Raw genomic sequence first — 24406 nt, 5'->3', positions numbered from 1 at the left:
TACCGTAAGCGCCGACCTCCCAGACGACCGGCAGGAGCCCCGATGAGCGACGAACGCATCCCCCGTGAGGATGCCGAGCCCATCCCTCACGGTGGCGAAGAGCCAGAGGAATCGGAGAGCGCACAGGAGTCATCAGACTCTCCCACGGAGAACCCCTGGGCCGCGATCAAACCCTGGAAGGGCAAAGCCCAGGGCCTGGACAAGCTGTTGCTGTTCATCATCATCGGCGTCCCGCTCATCTATCTCGGGCTCATGCCGTTTCGCCCCTGGATGCTCGTCCACGCCCCGGTCGCCCAAGAGTTCATCAACGGAGCGAAGACCTCGATCGTCGCCGCGGCCGCCTATGCCCGCGTCGGCGAGATCCCGCTGTGGCTGGTCATCGGCGCCGGATTCATCGGCATGGCGAAACTCGATTGGGCGTTCTGGCTGGCCGGCCGCCGCTGGGGTGACGGGGTCCTGCGGCTCTTCGCGCAGAACGAACGCCAGCTCAAACGCATCAACCAGCTGAAGAAGATCCCGAACTGGGCGCTCTTCCTCATGACCGTCATCTCCCGCTGCCCGGGCATTCCCGGCACACTCGTCTACCTCGCCGCCGGATGGACGCGGATGCGTCTGTCCCTCTTCCTCGTCGCCGACCTCCTCGGCTGCGTGGTCTTCACCCTCATCTGGACCGCGCTGGGCTACCAGCTCGGCGAGACCGCCGTCGACGTCCTCAAGGTCATCGACAAGTACGCGCTGTGGCTGACCCTGGCGCTCATCGTCGGCATCTTCGTCTTCAGCTTCGCCAAGGAATACCGCAAACAGAAGAAGACGCAGGCTGCCGACGACAGCTCCGGGGGCTGACCGTTCGGAGCCGGTTCAGGCCCCGAACGACAGGAAGGTCTCGCGCATGCGCTGCGGATCCGCCTGCTGCCCGCTGAAGAGTTCGAAAGCGTCGATGGCCTGATTGACCGCCATCCCCGAGCCGTCGAGCGTACGGCACCCCTTGGCCCTGGCCTCGGCGAGCAGCTGCGTCTCGAGGGGGAAGTACACGACATCGGCCACCCACGTATCCGCGCCGAACACCGAGGTGTCGACGGGCGTGCCCGGGTAGGCTTTCATCCCCACCGGGGTGGCGTTGACGATCCCCCTCGCCGAGGCGGCCGCCCCCGCCAGCTCATCGAGCCCGATCGCTCGCGCCCGGTTCGGAGAATCCGCGGCCTCCCCGATGTCCGCGGCCAGGCCCGCGGCCCGGTCGACATCGGTATCGGCGATGATGAGCTGACCCACCCCGATTTCGGCGAGGGCGAACCCGACCGCACGGCCGGCTCCGCCCGCACCGATCTGCACGACCGCCTCGGTGTCGGCGCCGTCCAAACCGGCACGGAATCCGGCGGCGAAACCCGTGACATCGGTGTTGTACCCGGTCGTGCTGCCCTGCTCATCGATGACGACGGTGTTGACCGAACCGATGCGCGCCGCGACCGGATCGACGGAATCGAGGAGACCGATGACCTGCTGCTTGAACGGGTGGGTGATGTTGAGCCCGTTGAACCCGAGTCGGATCGCCGCAGTGAGCAGTTCGTTAAGCGTGGCGCTCGTAAGGCGACGTTCGGCGACGTCGATGGTGCGGTAGATCGTGGGGATGGAGTGGGCGGCGCCTTCGTTCTCATGCATCCGTGGGGTGCGGGAGGCGGAGATGCCTTCGCCGATGAGGCCGAGGAGGAGGGATGCGGTCATAGTCTCGCTTTCGTGTTCAGAGTGAGGTCGATGAGGATCTCCACCGCGTGGACGTAGCCTTTCGCGCCGGCTCCGGCGATGACGGCTGAGGCCACGGGTGAGAGAAAGGAATGGTGGCGCACGGCTTCCCGCGCATGCGGGTTGCTCAGGTGCACCTCGATGATCGGATGATCGTAGGACTTCAGCGCATCGTGCAGAGCCAGGGAGGTGTGCGTGTACGCTCCGGCGTTGATAATCGCCCCGACCGTGGAGTGCCGGGCCTCATGAACGGCGTCGATGAGCCCGCCCTCATGGTTGCTCTGGATGCAGCGAGTAGTCAGTCCCGCCTCGGCCGCGGCATCGGTGCACATCTCCTCGATGTCGGCCAGGGTGGTGCGGCCGTAGATCTCAGGTTCGCGTTCGCCGAGGAGGTTGAGGTTGGGTCCGTTGAGGACGAGGATCTCGGGCATGCTCACCTCGGGAATCGGGCCGCGATGGCCGCGGCGGTCTCGGTCAGTTGGGGGACGAAGTCGATGAGCTCGTCGAGGGTGCGCCGGAAGACCGGAGCCGCGAGCGCCAGAGAGGCCAGCAGTGTCCCGTCGAGGTCGAAGACGGGCACGGCCAGGGCGTTCATGCCGATGTCATTCTCCTCGGATTGGCCTGCCCAGCCGTCGGTGCGGATCCGCTCGAGTCGAGACCGCATCTTCGCCGGGTCGGTGATCGAGTTCGGGGTGCGGGCGACGAGGTCGAGAGCCTCGATCGTGGCGTCGGCGTTCGGGTCATGGGCGAGCAGGGCCTGGCCGAGCGAAGAGGTGTGCAGCGGAGATTCATCGCCGGGGTCCGTGGTCGTGCGGAACTGCGGGCCGTCGACGGTGAGCACTGTCAGTGCGGCGTTTCCGCGGCGGATGGCGAGGATGCTCGATTCGCCGGTGGTTTCCGTCAGCTCCCGCAGCAGTTCCTTCGTCGCTCCGGACAGCCCGCGTCGATGCGCGACCTTCTGGGCCAGCCGGAAGACCTCCATGCCGAGGGTGTAGATCTTCGTGCGTGCGTCGAAGTGCGCGTACCCCGATTCGACGAGCCCGCCGAGGAGGCGATAGGCCGTCGAGAACGGGTAGCCGGTGACGTCGGCGGCCTGGGCGGCGCTGATTCCCTCGGGAGATTCGCCGAGCAGGTCGAGCATCTCGAAGGTCTTCGTCACCGCGTTCGAGCCCTTGGGCGGCATGCTTCGCCTCCTTGCGTTGCTGGATCGGATCGATGGTGCCGGGTCGGGTGTCCGTGATGCAGAATTCCCGTGGCGCACGTTGACAGACTATGTCATCTCAATCACACTGTAAACCACCATGTAACAATTGTTGCCACACTATGGCAATTAAACGTCGATTCGATGAGCCGATGACGCACCCAGTGAATGAGAAATGCGAGGAGGCATGAACAACGCGATCGAGGAAGCTCGCCCGCCGAAGACGCCGCTTCGTGCGGCCCTGTCGAGCTGGACGGGTTCCGCACTCGAGTACTACGACTTCGCGGTCTACGGGACCGCAGCCGCACTGGTGCTCAACACCCTGTTCTTCCCCGAGACCACCGCTCCGGGAATCTCCATCCTCCTGGCCATGGGCACCGTCGGCGTCGCCTACGTGGTCAGGCCCTTGGGCGCCCTCATCATGGGACCGCTCGGTGACCGCTTCGGTCGCAAGTTCGTCCTCATGCTCACCCTCTTCCTCATGGGCATCTCGACGTTCATCGTCGGCTGCCTGCCGACCTATGACCAGGTCGGAATGCTGGCGCCGGCGCTGCTCGTGCTCTGCCGCATCATTCAGGGGCTCTCCGCCTCCGGTGAGCAGGCGAGCGCGATCTCTGTCTCACTCGAGCATTCAGCGGAGGAGAGGCGTTCGTGGACGACGAGCTGGACACTGCACGGAACCCAGTTCGGCACTCTGCTGGCCACCGCAGTCTTCATCCCCTTCACCGCGTTCCTGCCCGATGAGGCCCTGTTCAGCTGGGGCTGGCGTGTGCCGTTCTGGCTGTCGGCCCTCGTCGTGCTCACCGCATGGCTCATCCGTCGCGGACTCGAGGAGCCGCCGGCGTTCAAGGAGGCCCGGGTCGACAACCCTCCGCTCATGCAGGTCTTCCGCTGGCACAAAGCTGCGGTGCTGCGCGTGGCCGTGTGTGCCATGATCAACACCGTGAACATGGTCTTCACCGTCTGGTCGCTGTCATTCGCGACCTCGATCGTCGGCCTCGAACGCTCGACCATGCTGCTCGTCTCGGTCATCGCCAACGCCGTGGCGCTGCTCGCGATCCCGGCCTCGGCACTGCTGTCGGACCGGTTCGGCCGCAAACCCGTCTTCATCACCGGCGCCGTGGGCGCGGGCCTGATGATGTTCCCGTACCTGGCTGCGGTCTCGAGCGGAAACTGGACGCTCATCTTCATCTGCGGAGCTCTCATGTCCGGTTGCGCCTACTCGCTGGCGAATGCGATCTGGCCATCGTTCTATGCCGAGATGTTCCCCACCACGGCACGTGTGACGGGATTGGCCCTGGGCACCCAGATCGGCTTCGCCGTCTCCGGCGGGCTGGCCCCGGTGCTCGCATCTGCCGTCGCCGGTGCCGAAGGGGAGAATTGGCTGTCCGTCGCCTCGTTCACCGCCGGAGTCTGCATCCTCGTCGGACTCGTCGCCATGACCGCGAAGGAGACGAAGGGCCTGACACTGGAAGAAATCGACATTGCCCATGAGGAGAGGTCACGATGAGAACATCGATCGCCACGGTATGCCTGTCCGGCACACTCGAAGAGAAGCTGCGGGCCGCGGCAAAAGCCGGCTTCGACGGAGTCGAGATCTTCGAACAGGACCTCACCGTCTCCCCCGACTCCCCCGAGGCGATCGCCGCTTTGTCGGGGACGCTCGGGCTGAGCCTCGATCTCTATCAGCCCTTCCGTGATTTCGAGGGCGTCGACGAAGAGCAGTTCGCCGCCAACCTGGCCCGCGCTGAGGCGAAGTTCCAGCTGATGCAGCGGCTCGGTATGACGACGATCCTGCTGTGCTCGAACGTCGCCACCGCCACCATCGACGATGATGCAGTCATCGTCGGTCAGCTGCGCCGCCTCGGCGATCTCGCCGACAAGTACGGCATCGATATCGCCTACGAGGCACTGGCCTGGGGACGTTTCGTCTCCGAATACGACCGGGCCTGGGACCTCGTCAAGGCCGCTGATCATCCGCGCATCGGCACCTGCCTCGACAGCTTCCACATCCTCTCCCGCGGCACGGATCTGTCCCGGATCGCCGAGATTCCCGGGGAGAAGATCTTCTTCCTCCAGCTCGCCGATGCTCCGGCACTGTCGATGGATGTGCTCAGCTGGTCTCGTCACCACCGGGTCTTCCCCGGCGAAGGCGCCTGGGATCTCACCGATTTCCTCACGCGCGTGGCCGTCACCGGGTATTCCGGACCGGTCTCACTCGAGGTCTTCAACGACTCGTTCCGGCAGGCCGACACACAGCGCACCGCTGTCGACGGTCTGCGGTCGCTGCGCTGGCTCGAATCCAATGTGGCCGCGGCTCTCGGCTCAGGAGCCGAAGATCCAAGCGGTAAGACTTCGGGCCCGGTCGCTGATCGCGCGGGACGCGACCGTGTGCGCCTCGATCTGCAGCCTCTGCCGGAGGTCGCCGAACCTCGCGGCATTGACTACGTCGAATTGGACACCGGTGATCTAGGGGCCCTGACCCGGCAGATCCATCAGCTCGGCTTCCGCTTCGTCGGCTACCACCGGACGAAACCGCATGTGCAGCTGTGGCGTCGTGGGCAGGCCCGCATCGTCATCACCGAGTCGACCGAGCAGGCGGACGGTGCCGCGGCATCACGAACCCACCTGCGTGGCATCGGTTTCGCTGTCACCGATGCCGACGCCGCCATGGAACGCGCAATCCTCCTCCATGCCACCGAAGTCCCTCGCGATCAGGCCCATGACGAGGCGGTCCTGCGCGGAGTCTGCTCCCCCGACGGCTCGGAAGTCTTCTTCAGCAACGGAACCGGCGTCGATCCGACGTGGACCGAGGAGTTCGGCACCGTCCCCGACGACCGATGCTCGACGATCGATCACGTCAATCTCGCCCAGCCGGCCCACCATTACGACGAAGCGGTGCTCTTCTACACCTCCCTCCTTGCTCTCCACGCTCAAGCGGCGAACGATGTACCCAGCCCCTCGGGTCTCGTCCGGTCACAGGTGATGGCAAGCTCCGATGGGACGATTCGGATGCCGCTCAACCTGGCCCCGCGTCCGGCGGAGTCTCCGGAGACTCTCAGCTACCCGGAACATGTGGCTCTGTCCTGCGATGACATCTTCTCAGCGGCCGCGACAGCGGTCTCACGGGGTCTGAAGTTCTTGCCCGTGCCCGAGAACTACTACGAGGACCTGGCCGCCCGCTTCGACCTCGCGCCGGAGCTGCTGGATCGGCTGCGGGAGAACAACATCCTCTACGACCGAGACGACAACGGAGAGTTCCTCCACTTCTATACGTCAACGATCGGGTCGGTGTTCTTCGAAATGGTCGAACGCCGAGGCGGCTACCAGGGATACGGTGCCCCGAATGCGCCCGTGCGGCTGGCAGCCCAGCACCGACGCAACGCAGGAATCTGAACCGGCAGCGGCCCGCTCAGAATGGGGCCGCGCCGGATGCGCCCGGCGTCGAATACGGCATCGTCCACTCGTGGTCCCACGCAGGATCAGCAGCTTCTGCTCCACCGTGCCACCCCTCGACCCCGACCTCGACGAGAACGTCCGAATCAGCGTCAAGACCGTACCGCCAGGCGGTGCTCGCGGGTTTCCGTTTCGACAGGAGCCGTCGGTGGGAGAGCTGCCAGACGATCCGCCTGACCTCCCGCTCCTCGGCGCCGAGGACGTCAGCGACCTCTTCGATCAGTACGAGGACATAGTCGTCGGTGACGTCGATGCCGAAGCCTGCGACCTCGGCGATGCAGTTCGTCACCCGGTAGTCGATCTCAAAATGCGGTGATCCCGCGAGCATGAGCAGGTTCTTCCAGGAGATCCCCGATCTCTGGCTGGGCAGATCCCGCCACCGGCCAGCCAACCCGGTGGTGCTGCGCCCCGGCGACGGTTCGTCGACCAGGGTCTCAAGAAGGTCGGTGACGGTGTCGATTCCGTACTCGGCCATCAATCGGGTGGCCTGGTCGACGACCTCGGCTTTGAGCACGGCTCCGGGATGGGTGCTCGCAGGTTTGAGGTTGCAGACCACCTGCTCCGCCCACACCTCTGCTCCACCGGCCGCGGCGATCGAATACCGCAGCGACTTCGCGCCGTCCTCACGGCCATGGCGGGCGATGTACCGGTCGACGACGTTGTCGACCGCATTCGGGTGCGACCCCGTCGAATAGACCGAGTCGAGGATGCACAGAGCAAGACTGCCCGGATAGCTGATTGCCGACGACTCTCCGCGGTCGTCGAGGAATTCTCCGCAGCGGTGAGCCAAACCGCGGATACTGCTGGTCGTGATCTCCATTGTTCTGACCTTCCGTCATGCGCCGCACCCTGCGGCGCGCGCCGCCGACCCCATCGCCGGAAGCATGTTCGTGACACTACTGGACGGCACTGACACAGCCTGATCGGTGCCGAATCGAATGTGACAGACATATGCCTTCACTCTCGTCGATGGTGTCCGTCGCAATGCGGTCACGCACCGTCTCACGAGGAACTCTTCGTCTTGGCACCCCTTGAGGGCTCTGGCATGGTGGTGCCATGAGCACAGAAGAGATCATCATCGATGGCCCCCTGGCACGAGCGACCCGGATCCTCTGCCAGGTCTCGGCCAAGGACGTCGCCGGAAAAGCGGAGCTCGACAAGTCCGAACTCAAGGACTACGAGAAGGGACGCGAGGACCTCACCGCCGAGCAGGAGCGTCGCCTCGTCCTCGCGCTCGAACAGTACGGCGCACGGTTCATCCCCGACGGCGACGAGGGCGGTTACGGTGTCCGACTGAAATTCAGTCGTTCGAAGGTCCGGGCCATCGAACGTTGGGAGGGCGAAGGCGGCACGACCGGTGCCGACGACGTCTGAGTTCGGGCACAACCGGTGCCGACGACGTCTGAGTTCGGGCACGAAGACCGGGAGGGCAGCCTCGGCGAAGGAATCTGTTTCCCGCACCACTGCGCCCCCGCACCGCTGAGCCCAGCACTCCTGCACAAGACGCCTGTGGCCTCGAACCCGCTCAACGCGGATTCGAGGCCACAGGTGCATCCGATGCCGTGGAGGAACCAGGCCGGTGCCGGATCACTCGCCGACGGACAGCGACTGACGATGTCAGCCGCGCCCGCCGGAGCGTGATCAGTTCTTGCCGATGAACTCGAGGTTGTCGACGACACGGTTGGAGAAGCCCCACTCGTTGTCGTACCAGGCCACGACCTTCACGCGCTTGCCGTCGACGCGGGTGAGCGCGGCGTCGAAGATCGAGGAAGCGGGCTGGCCGACCATGTCGGAGGAGACGATGGGCTCGATCTCGTAGTCGAGGATGCCCTTGAGCTCGCCTGCGGCGGCGTTCTCGTAGGCGGCGAGCACCTCGTCGCGGGTGACCTCGCGGGACACGGTCGTGTTGATCTCGACGATCGAACCGACCGGGACCGGCACGCGGATCGCGTCACCGCTGAGCTTGCCGTCGAGCTGCGGGAGGACGAGGCCGATGGCCTTGGCCGCGCCCGTCGAGGTCGGAATGATGTTCTCCGCGGCCGCCCGGGAACGGCGGGGATCCTTGTGGGGACCATCCTGGACCATCTGATCGCCGGTGTAGGCGTGGACGGTGGTCATGAAGCCCTGCTCGATTCCGGCGAGGTCATCGAGGACCTTGGCCAGCGGAGCCAGCGCATTCGTCGTGCACGAGGCGTTGGAGATGACGGTGTGCTCGGGCTTGTAGGCCTCGTTGTTCACACCGAAGGCGAGGGTGACGTCGGCACCCTTCGAGGGAGCGGAGACGAGGACCTTCTTCGCGCCGGCGGTGATGTGGGCGCGGGCCTTATCGGCCTTGGTGAAACGGCCGGTGGATTCGAGCGCGATATCGACATCGAGCTCGCCCCAGGGAAGCTTTGCCGGATCCTTCTCGGCGAAGACCTTGATCGACTTGCCGTCGATGATGATGGAGTCCTCGGTCGCTTCGACGTCGTGGTTGAAGCGGCCGAGAGTCGTGTCGAACTTCAGCAGTCGGGCGAGGTCGCTCACGGGGCCGAGGTCATTGATGGCCACGACCTCGAGCTCGCTGCCGCGCTCGATCAGTGCCCGCAGGGTGCTGCGTCCGATGCGACCGAAACCATTGATGGCGATGCGAGTCAATGTCACTCCTTGATCACGGGGATTCGTCTTGATATCTCCATCATGGGCGATCTCAGCCATCGATAACAGTGGCCAGTCAGACAATCTACACAAGGTTCTCGCCAGACTTATTGCCAGATGCCGAAAGTTTCACGCCAGTGTGATCAGGGTCGCCGAAATGAGCGCCAAAAGGGGTCGGGAACGGTCCAGCGGGATCTTTCCGGACGGACTGATTCGACTGGCCGCTGGGGTTCGCGGCGGCCGGAAGCTCACCCCTGGAAGGAGTGCCGGTAGTCGTTCGGTGAGGTCGAGAGGATGCGCTGGAAATGCATCCGCAGATTCGCTCCGGTGCCGAGTCCTACCTGGTCGGCGATCTGTTCGATGCCCAGATCGGAGTTCTCCAGCAGCTCCCTGGCCAGGTCGACGCGAGCCCGGAGCACCCACTGCATGGGCGTATAGCCGGTGTCTTCGACGAAGCGGCGGGAGAAGGTGCGCACGGACACTCCCGCGGTGGCCGCGAGATCGTTCAGGGTGATCTTCTCCCCGATGTGCTGCAGTGCCCATTCGCGGGTGTCGGCGAAGTCTTCGCCGAGCGGGTCGGGCACGCTGCGCGGCACGTACTGAGCTTGGCCGGCACTGCGGTAGGCGGCGGCGACGAGCCGCCGGGCGACCTGGTTGGACAGGCCCACCCCGTGATCGCTGCGGATGAGATGGAGACACAGGTCGATCGCCGAGGCGGCTCCGGCCGAGGTGAGCAGCTGGCCCTCGTCGATGAAGAGGACGTTCTCGTCGACCTTGATCGCCGGGAAGCGTCGGGCGAGTTCCTTCGCCGTCGACCAGTGCGTGGTTGCGCGGCGCCCCACGAGCAGTCCCGTGCGAGCGAGGACGAAGGTGCCCGTCGAGATCGCGGCGATCCGCGTCCCCGCCTCGAACGCCGCGAGCAGAGCTCCGATGACCGCCGCGGGCGGTTCTTCGACCACCGCCGAGGTGGCTCCCGGGAGGATGATCGTGTCCGCGGTCTCCAGTGCCTCGAGTCCCTGCTCGACGGAGTAGTCGAGTCCGTCCGATCCAGTGATCGTGCCTGCGGCGATGCCGCAGACCTCGACTTCGTAGGGCCAGATCCCGGCCGGCGCAGTCGCCGGTCGGACTCCGGGGACGGCGGCAGTCGCCGGTCGGACTCCGGGAACAGCAGCCGTCGCCGGTCGGACTCCGGGGACGACGTCAGTCGACGCGGTCTCGGCAACGGCCTCCGCGGTGTCGACGGCGGCCAATGCGGTGCCGGCGGTCGGCTGGGACCGCGGGGCCGCCTCGGTGCGGGTGCGTGCCGTGGCGGCATTCGATTCGCGTCCGAACACCTGAACGGGGACGCCGAGATCCATGGCAGACACCCCGTCCAACGCCAGCACGAGGATGCGGTGCGGGCGCGAACGGGGTGCTCTGCGTGGGGTGGTGCGGGGCTCGTCAGTCATGATCGCCTCTCAGTCTAGGCAATCGGGCCCCGCATCGGGACGAAGCTCAGTGCTCGTGAGTACCAGTGAGCTTGAATCCGAGCCGACCGTGGGCGAAGGCGCCGCCGGCACGGATCGCCGAGGCCGTCCACGCGGTCTCGGCGAGTTCGGTTTCGGTGGCCCCGGCCTTGACGGCGGCGTTCGCGTGCGCGTCGATGCAGTAGGCGCACTGCGTGGTGAGGCCGACGGCGTAGGCGATGAGTTCGCGATACTTCAGCGGGATCTCGCGGCCCTCTGCGGCGAAGACGGCGTCGTTGAAGCCGCCGAAGGCCTGGAGGATGTCGGGAGTGGTCTCCTTGTAGGCCCTGTCGTACTTCGCGTCGTTCTCGCGGTCGAAGAAGTCAGTCATCGTGGTGCCTCCTGTGATCGGTGTCGTTCCGATCCTCACGCTACCGAGTCCGCGCAATCGTCGCACTGGTTTCGTCACATGGACGTCAGGTTGCGCGGTCGGACGTGTCATGCGGGCTGCAGTTCCGGACGCGGTCGGACGTGTCATGCGGGCTGCAGTTCCGATGCCGACCGGACTGCCGAGGCACCTGGCCCGACTTGGCGGGCCAGCGTCTCAGTAAAGCGTGTTCTGACCGACCAGCGATGCGAAACCGAGTCCCGAAACGGTCGGTGCCTGCGAAGCGGTCGGTGCCTGCGAAGCGGTCGACGGCTGCGGGGCGGTCGACGGCTGCGGGGCGACCGCCTCGGCGATGGCCTCGAACATCGCCAAGGTTCCGTGTTGGGCGGCCAGGCTCACCGGTTCGGGGTCGCTCGAGAGTTTGACGCCGACGGTCTGTGTGGAGCGGTCGATGTAGAGCATCTGACCGTGGATGCCGATGCCGATGACGACGTCGCGGCGGGCCGAAGGCAGCCAGAACTGGCTGCGGTACATTCCACCCGGATACGACCGTCCCGAGGGGGAGGCTGCGAACACCTTCGCCGAGTCTGCCGCGCCGGTGAAGATGTCCTCGACCCACTCCGCCGAGAGCACGCGTTCGCCGTTCTCGGTCGTCCCGCCGCGGGCGATCATCTCGCCGAATCGGGCGAGGTCGCGGATGGTGGCGCTGATGGCACCGTCGGCGATCGATCCTCCCCACCGGTCCTGACAGACCTGGGCGGCGTGGGCGGCGCCGATCTTCGACCATACGTATTCGCTGGCGACGATGGAGAACGGTTGGCCGGTGACCGCCTCGGCGATCCATGCGAGCACGTCGGTCTCACAGCTGCGGTAGACGAACGACGATCCGTGTTCGCGTTCGCGGCTCAGCCCCGTGAGGAAGTCCTTGATCCCATTCGCCGAGGTGGCCGTCCGGGGCGCGAAATCGACCGCTTCGAACAGGGCCCGGATCTCCGACCCGTCCTCGAGGTATTCTTCGGAGAATCTGATGCCCGAACGCATGTCGAGCAGGTCGCGGATGGTCGCTCCCGCGTATCCGCTCTTCGCCAGGGCCGGCACATGTGCGGTGACGAGGTCGGCGGGGGTGAGCAGCCCGGCGTCGGCGAGCGCGCCGATGGCTGTGGCGACGATGGACTTGCTCACGGAGAACAGCATGTGCTGTCGGGCGGGCTTCATCGGCCACGCGTATTCCTCGGCCAAGGCGACGCCGTTGCGAGTGACGAGCCAGGCGTCGGTGTGGGTGTTCGCCAGGACGTCGCCGACGGTGGACCAGTCCTCATCGGCGGCGGGCCAACGCTGCCGGTCGATCGTCAGCGGGCGGAAATCGTGATCTTCGGTGACGTATTCGCGCACCGGTCCGATGCCGCGCGGGATGCCGCCGGTCGGGAAGATCTCCTGCATCCGGGTGAGCGCGAACGCGAAGTACTCCGGCCATTTCCAGGAGTCGAGGTCGATGCTCTCGAGCACCGGTTCCGAGGGATCGACGATCGCGTCCTCACTCGCCGAGGCGAGTTCGCCGACGTGCGGGAGTGAGATATCCCGCGCCGGAGCGGGGACAGCGTTGTCTGCGGTCCGGTCGGTGGGAGCAACCGGGGGCATCGGAGTCTGCGCCGAGTGCTCGTTCGCCGGTTCTCCCGGCGCTGCCGCCTCGGCGTCGGCGGCCGCTCCCACGCCGATGCCCTTCGTATTGCCGGACAGGGCACCGATGCGACGGTTCTGTGAGGTCACCGGCCTGGGCGGAAGCGACTCGTCTTCGCCCGCCATAGCACCTCCACTGTCTCGTCCCGAACGGCTCTGCATGTGCGCAGGGCTGTCCCGATACGCACGCAACAGACTACCTGGACGAGCGGGAACTCCGTAGCCGAACCGTTTCGGCTCGAACGCTGCCGGCCCTCTCCTCGTCATCGCCTGGACCCCTGACCAGGGGCGACGCCGAGGATCATTACCTATCAGTTATTCAGCTGACATTCGGGCATCAATCACCGCCCACATCGTGGCGGCGAGTGCGGTCACAGCCTCGCCTTCACTTCGGGTGTCATGGGTGCATCAGTTGTCATTCAGCGAAAAACGGGCTGGGTGTCGAGAAACGGGTGCGTGCTCCCGTGTTTCGTCGCTCAAGCAGTTTTTCGGTGAAACCGGCTTCGCTGGCACATGCCCTCTACACCAGCCCCTGGTCCTCGGCGTACAATGACTGCGAGAACTGGGATGTCAACGTCGATTCCCTGTTCGGCATGATGAGGACAGAGATATGAAGATTCTCGCGCACGCTTTCACCATGGTCCCCACTGATGATCTGGCGAGTGCAGTCTCCGCACACGTAGCGGGTGGACTCACAGTCTATTGGCGGCCCGATCCGCGGACTGCGCTTTTGGGAGTCAACGACCGCGCCTGCGTAATGGTGGAAGACGATTCGTCCGAACGTACGCTCGGGTCCGGCCCGGTACTGCTGGTCGACGATGTAACGAAGATCGGCCTTTATGACGACTCCTCGTGGGCTATTCCGCCGGTAGATGTGCCGGTCGGCAACTATGCCGCGTCAAACCTGGACGGAATCATCCTCCGCTACCTTGATCTTACGAGGCTGGAGGACACCATTCCACGCGCATGGTTCGGAGACGCACTCGACGAGCAAAAGGTTGAATGACGGGAAATGTTTCGGGAGTATCCGTTTTGAAGACTACGGGAATCACTTTGCAGGTATATGTGCCGACCGGCGAGACCGCCGCCGCGCGGTCGTTCTACAGTTCGCTGTTTGGTCGCGAGCCCGAGTTCGAGCCTCACGACGACTTCTTCGAATGGTCGCCAATCGCTGGCCAGGAATGCTGGTTTCAGGTGTCAGGGAAAGACCAACCACCCCCCTTGCTCAATAGAGTCCGCTTTCGTGTACTCGATCTGGGCGAGGCATTGTCGTTTCTCGACTCCTCCGGGATAGAGCGGTCCGAACCGTCGCAGCTGCCTGGTGTCGTCGCCTTTGTTGACTTCGCCGACCCGTGGGGCAACCAGCTCGGCTACTACCAAGACTTGGTTCCGAGTGGTCGACAGGTCGAATATCCCGGTTCCTCGGTCAACGATGAAGCGCAGTTCACACGGTTCCCGAACGAGTAAACGAGCACGGCAAGCGTGTGAGACTCACCCGATTCTCGTCGAAAAACGGGCTGGGTGTCGAGAAACGGGTGCGCGCTCCCGTGTTTCGTCGCTCAACCAGTTTTTCGGTGAAACCGGCTTCGCTGGCACCTGCCCTCTACACCAGCCCCTGGTCCTCGGCGACGCGGATCGCCCGTGCCCGCGAGTCCACGCCGAGCTTCGTGAAGACGTTGACGAGGTGGCTCTTCACGGTCGCCTCGGTGACGAAGAGCTCCTGCGCGATCTGCGCGTTCGAGGCACCGGTGGACAGCAGTTTGACCACGTCGCGCTCTCGCCGGGTCAGCTTCGGGCCGGGATTGCGCATCGCAGCGAAGACCTTCGACGAGATCTCCGGAGGCATATAGGTCTCACCCTTCGCTGCCTTCTCGATCGCCGTTGAGATGTCACCGGGGTCGATGTCCTTGAGCAGGTACCCCGAGGCACCGGCGTTGAGGGCCGCGATGATCTCCGAGTCGAGATCGAAGGTCGTGAGGATGAGCACCGCCGGCGGATTCGCCTTCGCTCGCAGCCGCCTCGTCACCTCGATGCCGTCGACGCCCTCCCCCAGCCGCAGGTCGCACAGGACGACGTCGGGGCCGAGCTCATCGACGAGAGTCAGCGCCTCCTCGCCGCTGCCGGCCTCACCGATCACGGCGATGTGGTCAGGGGCGTCGATGACGGACCTCAGACCCGCCCGCACGACCGGGTGGTCGTCGACGAGGATGACTCGAATGCTCATGCGTTCTCTCCTGGATCGGTGTCCGTGTTCTCGTGTGTGCCGTTGCCACCCTCGCCGAGGTGGCCCGCACTGGCTGTGCTCTCACCGAGGCGAACCGCACTGCCCGTGCCGTCACCGAGGTGGCCCGGGCCACCCGTGCCCGTATCGTTCGCGGGCGTGCTGAGTCCCCCACCGCGGGTGCGCAGCTGGGATTGGCTCGGCAGGGTTGCGGAGATCGCGAAGCCGGATCCGGGGCTCGTCTCGATGACGAGTTCGCCTCCGAGTTCGCGCATCCGGGAGGCGATGAAGTCCAGCCCGAAACCCGACTGCGGGTTGCGCTGCCGGTTCTGCGGGTCGGCCATGCCGATGCCGTCGTCGACGATGTCCATTCTGATCGACCCGTCGAGATCCATGAGGCTGATCATCACGCGGGTGGCCTGCGAATGCTGGCGCACGTTGGCCAGCGCCGACTGCGCGGTGCGCAGAAGCGCCACCTCCACCTCGGCGGACAGCGTCGGAAGGGTCTCGTCGAGATCGAGTCGGCCGCGGATGGCGGTGTCCTCCTCCAGCCTGGTGAGCAGACGGCGAAGCGCGGCGGTCAACGCTCCGTCCTCGAGTTCGGTCGGGGCCAGGGCCGCGATGATGCGGCGGACGTCGCGGGAACTCTGCGCAGCGAGGTCTTCGACTTGGGCGAGCACTGTGCCGGAGCGGTCGTCGCAGGTCCGCTCCGCCTCGGCGTGGGCGATGAGACGAATCGACGAGACCGACTGTGCGATCGTGTCGTGGATGTCCCGGGAGACGCGGGTGCGTTCCTGGATCTCACCGGCATGACGCTGGGTCAGGGCGAGCTCGTCCTGGAGGTCGAGCAGATTCTGGTGGGCCAGTTCGAGTGAGCGCAGCAGCTCCTCACGACGGCGGCCCTCCCGGAGGAGTTCGATGTAGCCGCGGGAGAGCCCGAGGGCGAACACGGCGCCGATGAGGGAGCCGATGATGCTCGGCGTAGGCACCTGCCCGTAATGGCCGAGCGGGGCGATGATCGTCGCGATGTACGTCAGAGCCGTGAAGACGATCGCGATGCGCAGAGAGAAGAGGTGGCCGGCGAGCAGCCAGAGGAGGAACGCGATCCAGATGAATTCGGCGGAGACGAGAAGGGTGCACAGCCAGGCGGCGGCGAGGACGATCAGCCACCATTTGGCGAGTACGAGCGCTCCTGTGCGGGCGGCGCGGACGGCGCCGAGGGCGTACCAGGCGAGGAAGACCACGCTCACGGCGATGGCGGCTGTCAGCGGGGCACCGGCGGAGATGGAACGGATGCAGGCGATGAGCGTCAGCGTCAGGGCGATGGCGTGCTGACCGAACTCCATCGTCCGTTCCGTCCATTTGCGTGCGCCCACGCTGCCGCCTTCCTGCAGACCTGCCTCGGCGGTGGAAGCGCCGAAGGAATGATCGTCTGGTCTCATGGTCCTCCTGCCAACTCAACCACATCACGAACCCACGCGGGAGAGGAAATGCATGCCGACGGGGTGCGAACCGAGGCGGCCGGAGGCGATGAGTGTCCTCAACGCCTCGGCCGCCTCAATTCTCACCGGCACACCTCACCGGTTCAGTGCTTGCCGTGGTGCGATCCGGAACCGAGGGACGCATACTCCCCGTCGGCCGGCGCGTGGGTGCGGTCCGAATCTTCGCCGAAGTGCGTGATCGACCTGTTCGGCCACCACATCCTGCTGCCGACGAGTCCGAAGATCGCGGGCACGATGATCGTGCGCACGATGATCGTATCGACGAGCACGCCGACTCCGACGATGAGGCCGAGCTGACCGAGCACCATGAGCGGCAGCATGCCCAGTGCCGCGAACACTCCGGCCAGGACGATGCCGGCGCTGGTGATGACCCCACCGGTGTGGGCGACGGCCTCGACCATGCCCTGCCGGCCGCCGTGGAGGACCGACTCCTTCTTCGCCCGGTGGGCGAGGAAGATCGAGTAGTCGATGCCGAGCGCGACGAGGAAGAGGAACGCGAGGATCGGCACCTGCGCATCGAGCGCTGACTGGCCGAAGAACGTCCGGGACAGGAAGGCACCGAGTCCGATCGCCGCCGCCGAGGACACCAGGTTGACCAGCAGCAGGGCGAACGCCGCGATCGGAGCCCGGAGGATGACCAGCAGGATGAGGAAGCTGATCGCCAGGACCATCGGAACGATCGTGAAGAAGTCCTGCTGGTTGCCGTCGCGGGCGTCGAGTTCCGTCGCCGCGGCCCCGCCGACCTCGGCGTTCGCCTCGTCGATGGCGTGGACGTCGCTGCGGATGTCCTCGACCAGGTCGAGCCCCTTCACACTGTCGGGCGCGAACTCGCCGGTGACCATGATCTTCGTGACCGAAGTGCCGTTGATTCTCGTGTCATCGATCGCCGCAGCGCGCACGACGCCGTCCATATCGGATACCGAATCGACGACCTGGTCGGCGTGGTCGGTGTCGGCGACGATCCAGATCGGCTGCGATTCGCCGGGCGGGAAGTGCTCGGACAGAACGTCGAGGCCCTGCGCCGATTCGGACTGAACCCGGAACTTCTCGGTCTGGTCGAGTCCGATCGAGGACCCGATGAAGCCGGTGGCCATGACGCCGAGGATGACGATGCCGGCGCCGAGGTGGAGCCCGGGTCTCCGGACCACGCGAGTGGCGATGGTGCGCCAGATCGAGGGCTTCGCCGAGGCGGCTCTGTCCTTGGTGCCGGCCGCGCGGTCGGCGAGCTCCCGCGCCGAGTGCGGGGCTGCCTCGGCGGGGGTGGTGGCCTCATCCGAACTCTGCGTTGCGATGGCGTCTTCGGCCTTCGGGACGAAGGGCCAGAACACTCGCTTGCCGCAGATCGCGAGCACGGGCGGCAGGGCGATGAGCACCGCGGCAGCGGAGATGATGAGGCCGACCGCGGCCGTGATGCCCAGACCGCGGGTGCCGGGGATGACGGCGAAGACGAGGCTGAGCAGGGACAGGACGACGGTAAGGTTCGAGGCGAGGATCGTCGTCGCGGTGTGGGCCCAGGCCTCGGCGAGTGCCTTGCGGGGGTCGATGTGGCGACTGAGCTCCTCGCGGTAGCGGGAGATGAGCAGCAGCGCATAGTTCGCTCCGGCACCGAAGACGAGGACGCTGATGATGCCGGCGTCGAACTGCAGGTCGAGCCAGTCGCCGACGGCCGCGGTCACGGTGGAGGCGAGCCCGTCGGCGGTGCCGATGACGATGAGCGGCAGCAGCCACAGGATGGGTGAGCGGTAGGTGATGATGAGCAGGATGGCGACGATGACGATGGTGACGATGAGGAGGGTGAAGTCGGCACCGTCGAACGCCGAGGCGATGTCCGCACCGATCGCCGGACCGCCGGTGACCAGCAGGGACATGCCCTCATCTGTGAGTCCTGAGGCGGTCGGGTCATCGGCGATGGCGGTCCGCAGATCGTCGACGGTCTCGGCCGTGTCCGAGTTCGTCAGGCCCACGGTGATCGGCACCATGAGCAGGGCGGCCTGCTTGTCGTCGCTGAGTATCGGTCCGGTCACCGTCTCATCGGATTCGTCCCCGACGGTTTGGCCGAGCGAGGTGCCGAGCTTCTTCAGCTGCGTCTGGTCGTCGGCGGACAGTTCGGATCCGTCGTCGTTCGAGGCCACGACCATGACGGACTGCCTGTCGGCATCGGGGAACTTGTCGAGGGTCTGCTGGGCCTGGGTGGATTCGGAGTCGGCCGGAGCGGTTTCGTTGGCCCGGTCCTCGCCTGCTCCGGACAGCAGTCCGAAGATCAGTGCGACGAGGACGACGACCCCGCCGAGGACGAGCCACGAACCGCGCTTCGATGTCAGTGTGTGTGCGGATTTCGCGAGGAATGAGTTCATGACTCAAGTCCATCAATTCACCTCCCGGGGCACATCGCCAAAGAGTTCGGACCTGGTCTGCAACTTTCGATGGAGAGAACGCACTGACCTGGGCAGACGCTCTGACCGGGGGCGGCGGGTCAGCGCCTCATGCCAGGCCGGCTCCGGCCTTCTCCATCTCTCTCAGCGCGGCCGCGCTCGTGTCCTCACCGACCCCGGCGACGAGGTCGGTGAGGACGCGGACACCCACACCCGAGTCCAGAGCGTCGAGGGTGGAGGCGCGCACGCAATGGTCGGTGGCGATGCCGACGACGTCCACCTCGGTGACGGTGAGGTCGTGAAGAAGATCGCCGAGGCTGCTCCCCGTTTCCGTGGTCCCTTGGAAGGCCGAATAGTCGGGTCTGCCTTGGCCCTTGCGAACGTGGTGAGTGATCACTGCGGTGGACAGCAGCGGGTCGTATTCGGCCCCGGTGGTGCCGGCGACACAGTGGACGGGCCAGCTGTCGACGAAATCCGGGGTGTCGCTGAAATGGCCGCCGTTGTCGCTGTCGGCATCATGCCAGTCGCGGGAAGCGATGACGGCATCGTAGTCCCCGGCGTGGGCGGCGAGGTGGCGGCTGATGCCTTCGGCCACGCGGTCGCCGCCGGTCACGCCGAGCGCGCCGCCTTCGGTGAAGTCGTTCTGGACATCGACGATGAGGAGTGCCTTGGCCATGCTTCGAGCATAGGCGTTTCTCTGTCGAATTCCAGGGGTGCGGGGACACGAGTGTGCGCAGGAACCTGGGTGCGGGAACGACGACGGCGTTCAGCCGGTGGCTCTGTCGGCGAACCAGTAGAACTGGGAGAACTGCTGCGATCGGCCCAATCCGAGTTCGCCCTTGACGAATTGGCGGACATCCTTGATCAGTCCCCGCTCCCCCGCCGCCCAGACGTAGAGGCCCTCGGTATCGAGGTCGAGCCCGCCGAGGAGGGAGGTCAGGGAACGGCCCGCGCGGTTCTGCGGGGCCAGCGAGGGGGCGGATTCCGTGGGCGCCCAGTGCCATGTCGCGTTCGGGTGCTCGGACTGCGGGAGTCCGGACACCTCGTCAGCAGCGGCGGCGATCGCCACGGTCACTGCCACCTCGGCGGGGACGGCTTCGCACCAGGAGTTGATCGCCGGAAGCGCAGTGAGGTCCCCCGCGAGGAGGAGGTGAGAGGTGTTCTCGGGCAGGTCGATGCGGGCCGGGGTGAGCGCTGCTTCGATCCTCTCACCGGGGCGGACGTGGGCCGCCCACCGCGCAGCCGGGCCGATGTCGGCGGTGTGATCGGTGGCGGCGGTCTGCCGGTCGGCGGCTGCTGCCGAGTGGAGGCTCGTCGTTTCGTCAGCACTGGATCCCACGTCGACCGGACGTGGCGCCCCGAGGTCGCCGTGGAGGACGAAGTCGAGGGCGAAGGTCCCTGCCTCGAGATCGATGGCCGAGAACGTGTAGCCGCGCTGGCTCAGATGCCCGTCGCCCTTCTCGGGATGCGGGAACCACAGGCGGGTCCACAGTGTCGGAAAGACATCGTCGAGCTGGGCCAGCAGCTCGGAGCCGGAGAAGTGGATCCGACGGTAGGTCGGGGTGAAGTCCTCGATGCCTGTGACGACCACTTCGTGGTTGGTGATGCGGAAGAGCCGCATCACCCCGCGCTGCCAGTTGACCATGTGCCCACCTTTCCCGTATCCGCACCTTGCTTAGCCTACCCTAATTAAGTGACGGGGAGTATGTGACGGGGAGTATGTGACGGGTGGCGGGAGGTGGCGGGTGGAGGCTCAGATACTCACTCCCACCCTTCGGCCTCGAAAATGCGGCGATAGATCTCGCGGACCACCGCCTGTTTGCGAGCGTTGTAGTCCATGCCGGTCTCGCCGAGAGCATTCGACTGCTCGGCCGCGGCCGACTTCACCGCCTGATAGCGTTCACGGTCATCCCCGTGCCTGCGAAGGTGATCTCGGAACAGCCGCATCCGCGCGACTTCCGCACAGCGAGGACCGAAGACGTGGAGATGGCAATCGAGCTGTCCCGGGTCCGGATCGAGCCGCTTGAGCATGCGATGTTCGTACCAAGCGGGCTCGCGTACGGTGAGGCCGAATCCGATCGAGTTGAGTACGGGAACGTAGCCGGCTTCATCCCGGGGATCGGTGACAACGAGTGCCATGTCGATGATCGGCTTCGCTCTCAGCCCCGGCACCGAGGTGGACCCCACGTGCTCGAGGCCGCCGAACGTTCCGATCGGGGACAGCGCCCGACGGATCCGGTGTGCTACCTCCGAGAAATAGTCGGCCCACGCGGGATCATGATCGACGATCTCGATCGGGGCGGGATTCCCAGTCGGCCGCACCCAGAGGTCGGGGTCCGTGACGTCGTTGAAGGTGACGATGTCGGCCGTCTCGGCGTACATCGGGTCAGCGAACACATCGCCCGGAGCTTCCGGGCCAGAGCCTCCATGGGCTGGGTGGCCGGGGTGGCCGGTGCCGGGTGGAGGCTCAGGCCTGCTTGAGGGCACGCTTCTCGGCTTTCTTCGCCGCCTTCTTCGCGGCCTTCTCGATCGCCTTGGTGCTGTCGCCGTCTCCGGCGATGAGGAGCAGCCCGCCGAGTGCGGCGAGGTTCTTCGAGAACTGGGTCTGGTGAGCCTTCGCGTCGCCGCCTTCCATCTCCCAGAAGGAGTGTCCGGCCAGAGTGGTCGGGATGAGCGAACCGGCGAGCGCAATTGCTGACAGCCGCGGCTTGATGCCGAGCAGCAGGGTGGCACCGGCGAGGATCTGCACGCCGCCGTTGATGCGCACGAGCAGCTCGTTGTCATCGGGCAGTGCGGGAACGTATTCGCGGATGGTGTCGAGAGTCGACTCGGCCATCGCCGCCTTTCCGGCCGGGTCCTTCACGGCCGAGAGTCCGCCGTTGATGAAGATCGGGGCGGTGAGCATGCGTCCTGCCGTCTGCAGCAGCGATGGTCCGAAAATCATGGAGTTCCTTACCTTTCTTATATGTGGATTGGGAGCAGTGGTAAGTTTCCGACCACTCCGGGGATGCGGGGCATGGCTGTCATGGTGTTACCCGCTTGATGCATGGTCGAAGGAGATTGGCCACCTCGCATCCCGCAACGGCTCGACCGCTGATTGAGAAACGCGACACGATCGCTGTGTAAGGACACGACGGCGTGGCTGTTGAACACGGGGTGGAACACGTCCACACTTACGAAAGGAACCGTTATGGCCGACCTGTTCGCCGGCATCGACGCCGGCAAGTCCCACCATCACTGCGTCGTCATCGACACCGACGGCAACAGGCTTCTGTCGCAGAAGATCACCAACGACGAAACCGTCATCACGAACCTCATCGACGAGGTCAACACCCTCACCGATCCCTCGGGTTCGGTGACGTGGGCGACTGACCTCAACCGGGGAGGAGCCGCGCTGTTCATCGCGCTCATGGCCTCGCACAGGCAGACGCTGCTCTATATTCCCGGGCGCACCGTCTACAACGCTGCCCGCACCTACCGCGGCGACGGGAAAACCGACGCTAAAGACGCCGGAATCATCGCCGACCAGGCCCGGATGCGCCGCGACTTGCAACCCATCCGACTTGGCGATGACATCGCGACCGAACTGCGACTGCTCACCGCTCACCGTACCGACCTGGCCTGCGACAAAACGCGGGCGATCAACCGGATGCGTGCCAGCCTCGGTGAGTTTTTCCCCGCCCTGGAAGCCGCGTTCGACTACTCGACTTCGAAGGCTGCCCTGCTCCTGCTCACCGGATACCAGACCCCAGCGGCGATCCGCCGCATGGGCGTCAAACGCCTCACCGCGTGGTTGAAGAAGCGTGGAGCCAGGTCGGCTGCCCGAGTCGCTGACATCGCCGTCGAGGTCGCCGATAAGCAGCACACCACGGTGCCCGGCCAGGACGCGGGTGCGATGATCGTGGCTCGTCTCGCTGCTGAGATCCTGCGACTGGCTGATGACATCACCGGTATCGAGAACCGCATCGAGGACCGGTTCCGTGAGCATGCTGATGCCGAGATCCTGCTGTCGATGCCCGGATTCGGACCCCTCCTGGGCGCAGAATTCACCGCCGCGACCGGGGGCGGAATCGACCAGTTCGACAGCGCGAACCGATTGGCCGGAGTCGCGGGCCTGGCGCCAGCGCCCCGGGACTCGGGGCGCATCAGCGGTAACCACCACCGACCGAAACGCTACGACCGCAGACTGCTGCGGGCCTGCTACCTCGCCGCGCAAGTGGCATCGCGATGGTGCCCGGTATCGAAGGCGTTCTACGACCGAAAACGGGCTGAAGGCAAGAACCACAAACAAGCGATCCTCGCCCTGGCACGCCGACGCATCAACGTGCTCTGGGCGATGCTGCGAGACCGCACAATGTTCGGTCAAGGAATCTCCCCGATACCGGGGTGAAGCACTTGACAACTTCATTGAGATTCTCCTTTGGGTTGTGAGGAGTCGAGCCTAGCGGACGCCGAGGTCGCCCCTCAAAATCGGGGGCGACCTCGGCGAGAGGTCCGATCGGCTTCAGTCTCTCGGGGCCATCTCGGGCGTGGTCGGCGCTCCTGGCGCAGCCGTGGCCGGTTCGACGGGGACCTCAGCACCGGCAGGGGCGGGTTTGATCTTGATGCCGAGTTCGGGCTGCCTGCGGAACTGACCGGTGGCGATGAGAACAGCGATGACGATCGCCGAGGTGATCCATCCGGAGACTCCGAGCAGAGTGATCAGCGCGGGATCCGGGGTCGGTCCGGACGTGCCCATGACCAGAGCGAGCAGCATGCCGGCCGAACCGTTGAGTGCGGCATGGGCGAAGACGGCCGGCCAGACCGAACCGGTGCGCAGACGCAGCCAGCCGAAGAGGATGCCGACCATCACACATCCGCCGACCATGAATCCGAGTCCGGTGATGTCGGGGCGGTTGAAGTTGTATCCGAGCAGGATCAGGGGTGCGTGCCACAGGCCCCAGATGACACCGACGATGAGCAGCGCCGGCCAGGTGCCCAAGGGCCGCAGGCTGGTGAGCAGCCAGCCTCGCCACCCGGATTCCTCTCCGAAGGTGACGATCACATTGAACAGTGAACCGAAGAGCATGAGCCCAAGATAGATCGCAAGGGCGGCGATGATCGGCAGCGATTCCGCACCCGGGATGGACGCGAGCTGAGTCCTGAAGCCGGACAGCCCGGTGAGGTCGAGCGTGAGCCAACCGAGGGCCGAAGCGACGAGGTAGCCGAGGACCACGAGGACGAAGGTGCCGAAGAACGCGGCGACGGTCATCCAGATCACTCGGCCGATGGGGCGCAGCGGCCCGATTCCGAGGTAGCGCGGCACGCTCGCCATCGGTCGGCGGGCACGCTTGGCCCGTTTGCGCTGGACGGTGAGCGCGACGATGCCGGCGACCAGCGGCGAGAACATCATCACGGCCCCGTAGACCTGAACGGCGAGTGGATCACTGAGTCCCTTGCCGGAGATCCACAGCGGCAGGCAGACGAGCCAGGCCAGTGCGAATGCGATGACGACGAAGATGGCGACTTCGAGCCACGGCACCGTCGCAGGGACCACAGCGAGCGGTCGGCCCTTCGCATCGACGGCCGGGGCCGCCGGGACCGCAGGTTCGGCAGCCGCGAGCGATGCTGGGGTTTCGGGTGGCGCTGCTGTTTCGGTCGGTGTTTCGGCACCTGCCGGGCGGGCCGCCTCGGCGGATTTCCGGTTGGCTTCCGTGTACATGTTCACGGCTCCTCCTCGTTCCTCACCGGTGACCAGAACTCGGCTTCCGGTGCTTTCCTGGTTCCAACC

Annotated in this window: 24 protein-coding genes; 8 read left to right on the top strand and 16 right to left on the bottom strand. The window is 65.6% G+C overall.

All coding sequences use genetic code 11. The annotated features are described in order from the left end of the window. The first annotated feature begins 42 nt into the window (after positions 1-42). Positions 43-843, top strand: coding sequence for a DedA family protein (locus ACQE2J_RS03075; RefSeq protein WP_135539978.1), 801 nt, complete (start codon positions 43-45; stop codon positions 841-843). 15 nt (positions 844-858) lie between these two features. Here the strand turns inward: ACQE2J_RS03075 and ACQE2J_RS03070 are convergent, their stop codons facing one another. From ACQE2J_RS03070 to ACQE2J_RS03060, 3 genes are read right to left on the bottom strand one after another with little or no spacing between them, the layout of a single operon-like run. Continuing rightward, positions 859-1719 (bottom strand): shikimate dehydrogenase, encoded by an 861-nt coding sequence (locus tag ACQE2J_RS03070; protein ID WP_425120498.1) that lies wholly within the window; start codon positions 1717-1719, stop codon positions 859-861. Then, positions 1716-2168 (bottom strand): type II 3-dehydroquinate dehydratase, encoded by a 453-nt coding sequence (gene aroQ / locus ACQE2J_RS03065; RefSeq protein ID WP_135539975.1) that lies wholly within the window; start codon positions 2166-2168, stop codon positions 1716-1718. Before aroQ ends, ACQE2J_RS03070 begins: the two co-directional genes overlap by 4 nt. A gap of 2 nt (positions 2169-2170) precedes the next feature. After that, positions 2171-2920 carry an IclR family transcriptional regulator gene (locus ACQE2J_RS03060; protein ID WP_135539973.1) on the bottom strand — a complete coding sequence of 250 codons (750 nt, stop codon included), beginning with the start codon at positions 2918-2920 and terminating at the stop codon, positions 2171-2173. A gap of 205 nt (positions 2921-3125) precedes the next feature. Here ACQE2J_RS03060 and ACQE2J_RS03055 point away from each other — a divergent pair, with 205 nt between their 5' ends. Beyond that, positions 3126-4448: an MFS transporter gene (locus ACQE2J_RS03055; RefSeq protein ID WP_135539971.1), complete on the top strand. Its 1323-nt coding sequence runs from the start codon at positions 3126-3128 to the stop codon at positions 4446-4448. Beyond that, the gene (locus ACQE2J_RS03050; RefSeq protein ID WP_135539969.1) at positions 4445-6334 is read left to right on the top strand and encodes a bifunctional sugar phosphate isomerase/epimerase/4-hydroxyphenylpyruvate dioxygenase family protein; all 1890 of its coding nucleotides are present in this window, start codon (positions 4445-4447) and stop codon (positions 6332-6334) included. Before ACQE2J_RS03055 ends, ACQE2J_RS03050 begins: the two co-directional genes overlap by 4 nt. A 16-nt stretch (positions 6335-6350) precedes the next feature. Here the strand turns inward: ACQE2J_RS03050 and ACQE2J_RS03045 are convergent, their stop codons facing one another. Beyond that, positions 6351-7214: a hypothetical protein gene (locus tag ACQE2J_RS03045; protein WP_426937040.1), complete on the bottom strand. Its 864-nt coding sequence runs from the start codon at positions 7212-7214 to the stop codon at positions 6351-6353. Positions 7215-7450: 236 nt separating this feature from the next. On the opposite strand from ACQE2J_RS03045, the gene ACQE2J_RS03040 reads away from it, so the two are divergent. Beyond that, positions 7451-7768, top strand: a complete 318-nt coding sequence (locus tag ACQE2J_RS03040) for an XRE family transcriptional regulator (protein WP_135539966.1) — start codon at positions 7451-7453, stop codon at positions 7766-7768. Between the two features lie 15 nt (positions 7769-7783). Next, a complete protein-coding gene (locus tag ACQE2J_RS03035; protein ID WP_426937039.1) occupies positions 7784-8035 on the top strand; it encodes a hypothetical protein in 252 nt (83 codons plus the stop codon). Here ACQE2J_RS03035 and gap read toward each other — a convergent pair whose 3' ends face one another. The 4 genes from gap to ACQE2J_RS03015 all read right to left on the bottom strand — a co-directional run bounded on the left by gap (position 8036) and on the right by ACQE2J_RS03015 (position 12667). Then, positions 8036-9031 carry a type I glyceraldehyde-3-phosphate dehydrogenase gene (gap, locus tag ACQE2J_RS03030; RefSeq protein ID WP_135539964.1) on the bottom strand — a complete coding sequence of 332 codons (996 nt, stop codon included), beginning with the start codon at positions 9029-9031 and terminating at the stop codon, positions 8036-8038. A 248-nt stretch (positions 9032-9279) separates the two neighbouring features. Then, a complete protein-coding gene (locus ACQE2J_RS03025) occupies positions 9280-10479 on the bottom strand; it encodes a DJ-1/PfpI family protein (RefSeq protein ID WP_240689810.1) in 1200 nt (399 codons plus the stop codon). Positions 10480-10525: 46 nt separating this feature from the next. Beyond that, positions 10526-10867 (bottom strand): carboxymuconolactone decarboxylase family protein, encoded by a 342-nt coding sequence (locus ACQE2J_RS03020; RefSeq protein WP_135539962.1) that lies wholly within the window; start codon positions 10865-10867, stop codon positions 10526-10528. 213 nt (positions 10868-11080) lie between these two features. Next, a complete protein-coding gene (locus ACQE2J_RS03015; RefSeq protein ID WP_425120494.1) occupies positions 11081-12667 on the bottom strand; it encodes a serine hydrolase domain-containing protein in 1587 nt (528 codons plus the stop codon). 484 nt (positions 12668-13151) lie between these two features. Here ACQE2J_RS03015 and ACQE2J_RS03010 point away from each other — a divergent pair, with 484 nt between their 5' ends. Continuing rightward, positions 13152-13547, top strand: a complete 396-nt coding sequence (locus tag ACQE2J_RS03010) for a hypothetical protein (RefSeq protein ID WP_426937038.1) — start codon at positions 13152-13154, stop codon at positions 13545-13547. Beyond that, on the top strand, positions 13544-14008 hold the full coding sequence (locus ACQE2J_RS03005; protein ID WP_426937037.1) for a VOC family protein: 465 nt from the start codon (positions 13544-13546) through the stop codon (positions 14006-14008). Before ACQE2J_RS03010 ends, ACQE2J_RS03005 begins: the two co-directional genes overlap by 4 nt. A gap of 136 nt (positions 14009-14144) precedes the next feature. Here ACQE2J_RS03005 and ACQE2J_RS03000 read toward each other — a convergent pair whose 3' ends face one another. From ACQE2J_RS03000 to ACQE2J_RS02970, 7 genes are all read right to left on the bottom strand, one after another. Then, positions 14145-14765, bottom strand: a complete 621-nt coding sequence (locus tag ACQE2J_RS03000; RefSeq protein WP_425120493.1) for a response regulator — start codon at positions 14763-14765, stop codon at positions 14145-14147. Continuing rightward, positions 14762-16204 carry a sensor histidine kinase gene (locus tag ACQE2J_RS02995; RefSeq protein ID WP_240689800.1) on the bottom strand — a complete coding sequence of 481 codons (1443 nt, stop codon included), beginning with the start codon at positions 16202-16204 and terminating at the stop codon, positions 14762-14764. The genes ACQE2J_RS03000 and ACQE2J_RS02995 overlap by 4 nt, the downstream gene beginning before the upstream one ends. Before the next feature lie 143 nt (positions 16205-16347). Beyond that, positions 16348-18618: an MMPL family transporter gene (locus ACQE2J_RS02990; protein WP_135539956.1), complete on the bottom strand. Its 2271-nt coding sequence runs from the start codon at positions 18616-18618 to the stop codon at positions 16348-16350. A gap of 127 nt (positions 18619-18745) precedes the next feature. After that, positions 18746-19312, bottom strand: a complete 567-nt coding sequence (locus ACQE2J_RS02985) for an isochorismatase family protein (protein ID WP_096159805.1) — start codon at positions 19310-19312, stop codon at positions 18746-18748. Positions 19313-19402: 90 nt separating this feature from the next. After that, entirely contained in the window at positions 19403-20281 is an 879-nt protein-coding gene (locus ACQE2J_RS02980) for a siderophore-interacting protein (protein WP_426937036.1), read from the bottom strand. 116 nt (positions 20282-20397) lie between these two features. Further along, complete coding sequence (locus tag ACQE2J_RS02975) at positions 20398-21018, bottom strand: GrpB family protein (RefSeq protein ID WP_426937035.1); 621 nt, start codon at positions 21016-21018, stop codon at positions 20398-20400. An 85-nt stretch (positions 21019-21103) separates the two neighbouring features. Continuing rightward, positions 21104-21580 carry a DoxX family protein gene (locus tag ACQE2J_RS02970; RefSeq protein WP_096159809.1) on the bottom strand — a complete coding sequence of 159 codons (477 nt, stop codon included), beginning with the start codon at positions 21578-21580 and terminating at the stop codon, positions 21104-21106. 246 nt (positions 21581-21826) lie between these two features. Here ACQE2J_RS02970 and ACQE2J_RS02965 point away from each other — a divergent pair, with 246 nt between their 5' ends. Then, positions 21827-23026 carry an IS110 family transposase gene (locus tag ACQE2J_RS02965; protein WP_426936721.1) on the top strand — a complete coding sequence of 400 codons (1200 nt, stop codon included), beginning with the start codon at positions 21827-21829 and terminating at the stop codon, positions 23024-23026. Between the two features lie 114 nt (positions 23027-23140). Here ACQE2J_RS02965 and ACQE2J_RS02960 read toward each other — a convergent pair whose 3' ends face one another. Continuing rightward, positions 23141-24337 (bottom strand): CPBP family intramembrane glutamic endopeptidase, encoded by a 1197-nt coding sequence (locus ACQE2J_RS02960; RefSeq protein WP_426937485.1) that lies wholly within the window; start codon positions 24335-24337, stop codon positions 23141-23143. Between the last annotated feature and the right edge of the window lie 69 nt (positions 24338-24406).

The sequence above is a fragment of the Brevibacterium sp. LE-L genome (assembly GCF_050214925.1).
Lineage (GTDB): Bacteria > Actinomycetota > Actinomycetes > Actinomycetales > Brevibacteriaceae > Brevibacterium.
The sequence above is the reverse complement of the archived record's forward strand: the minus strand, read 5'-3'. Positions and strand labels throughout refer to the sequence as shown.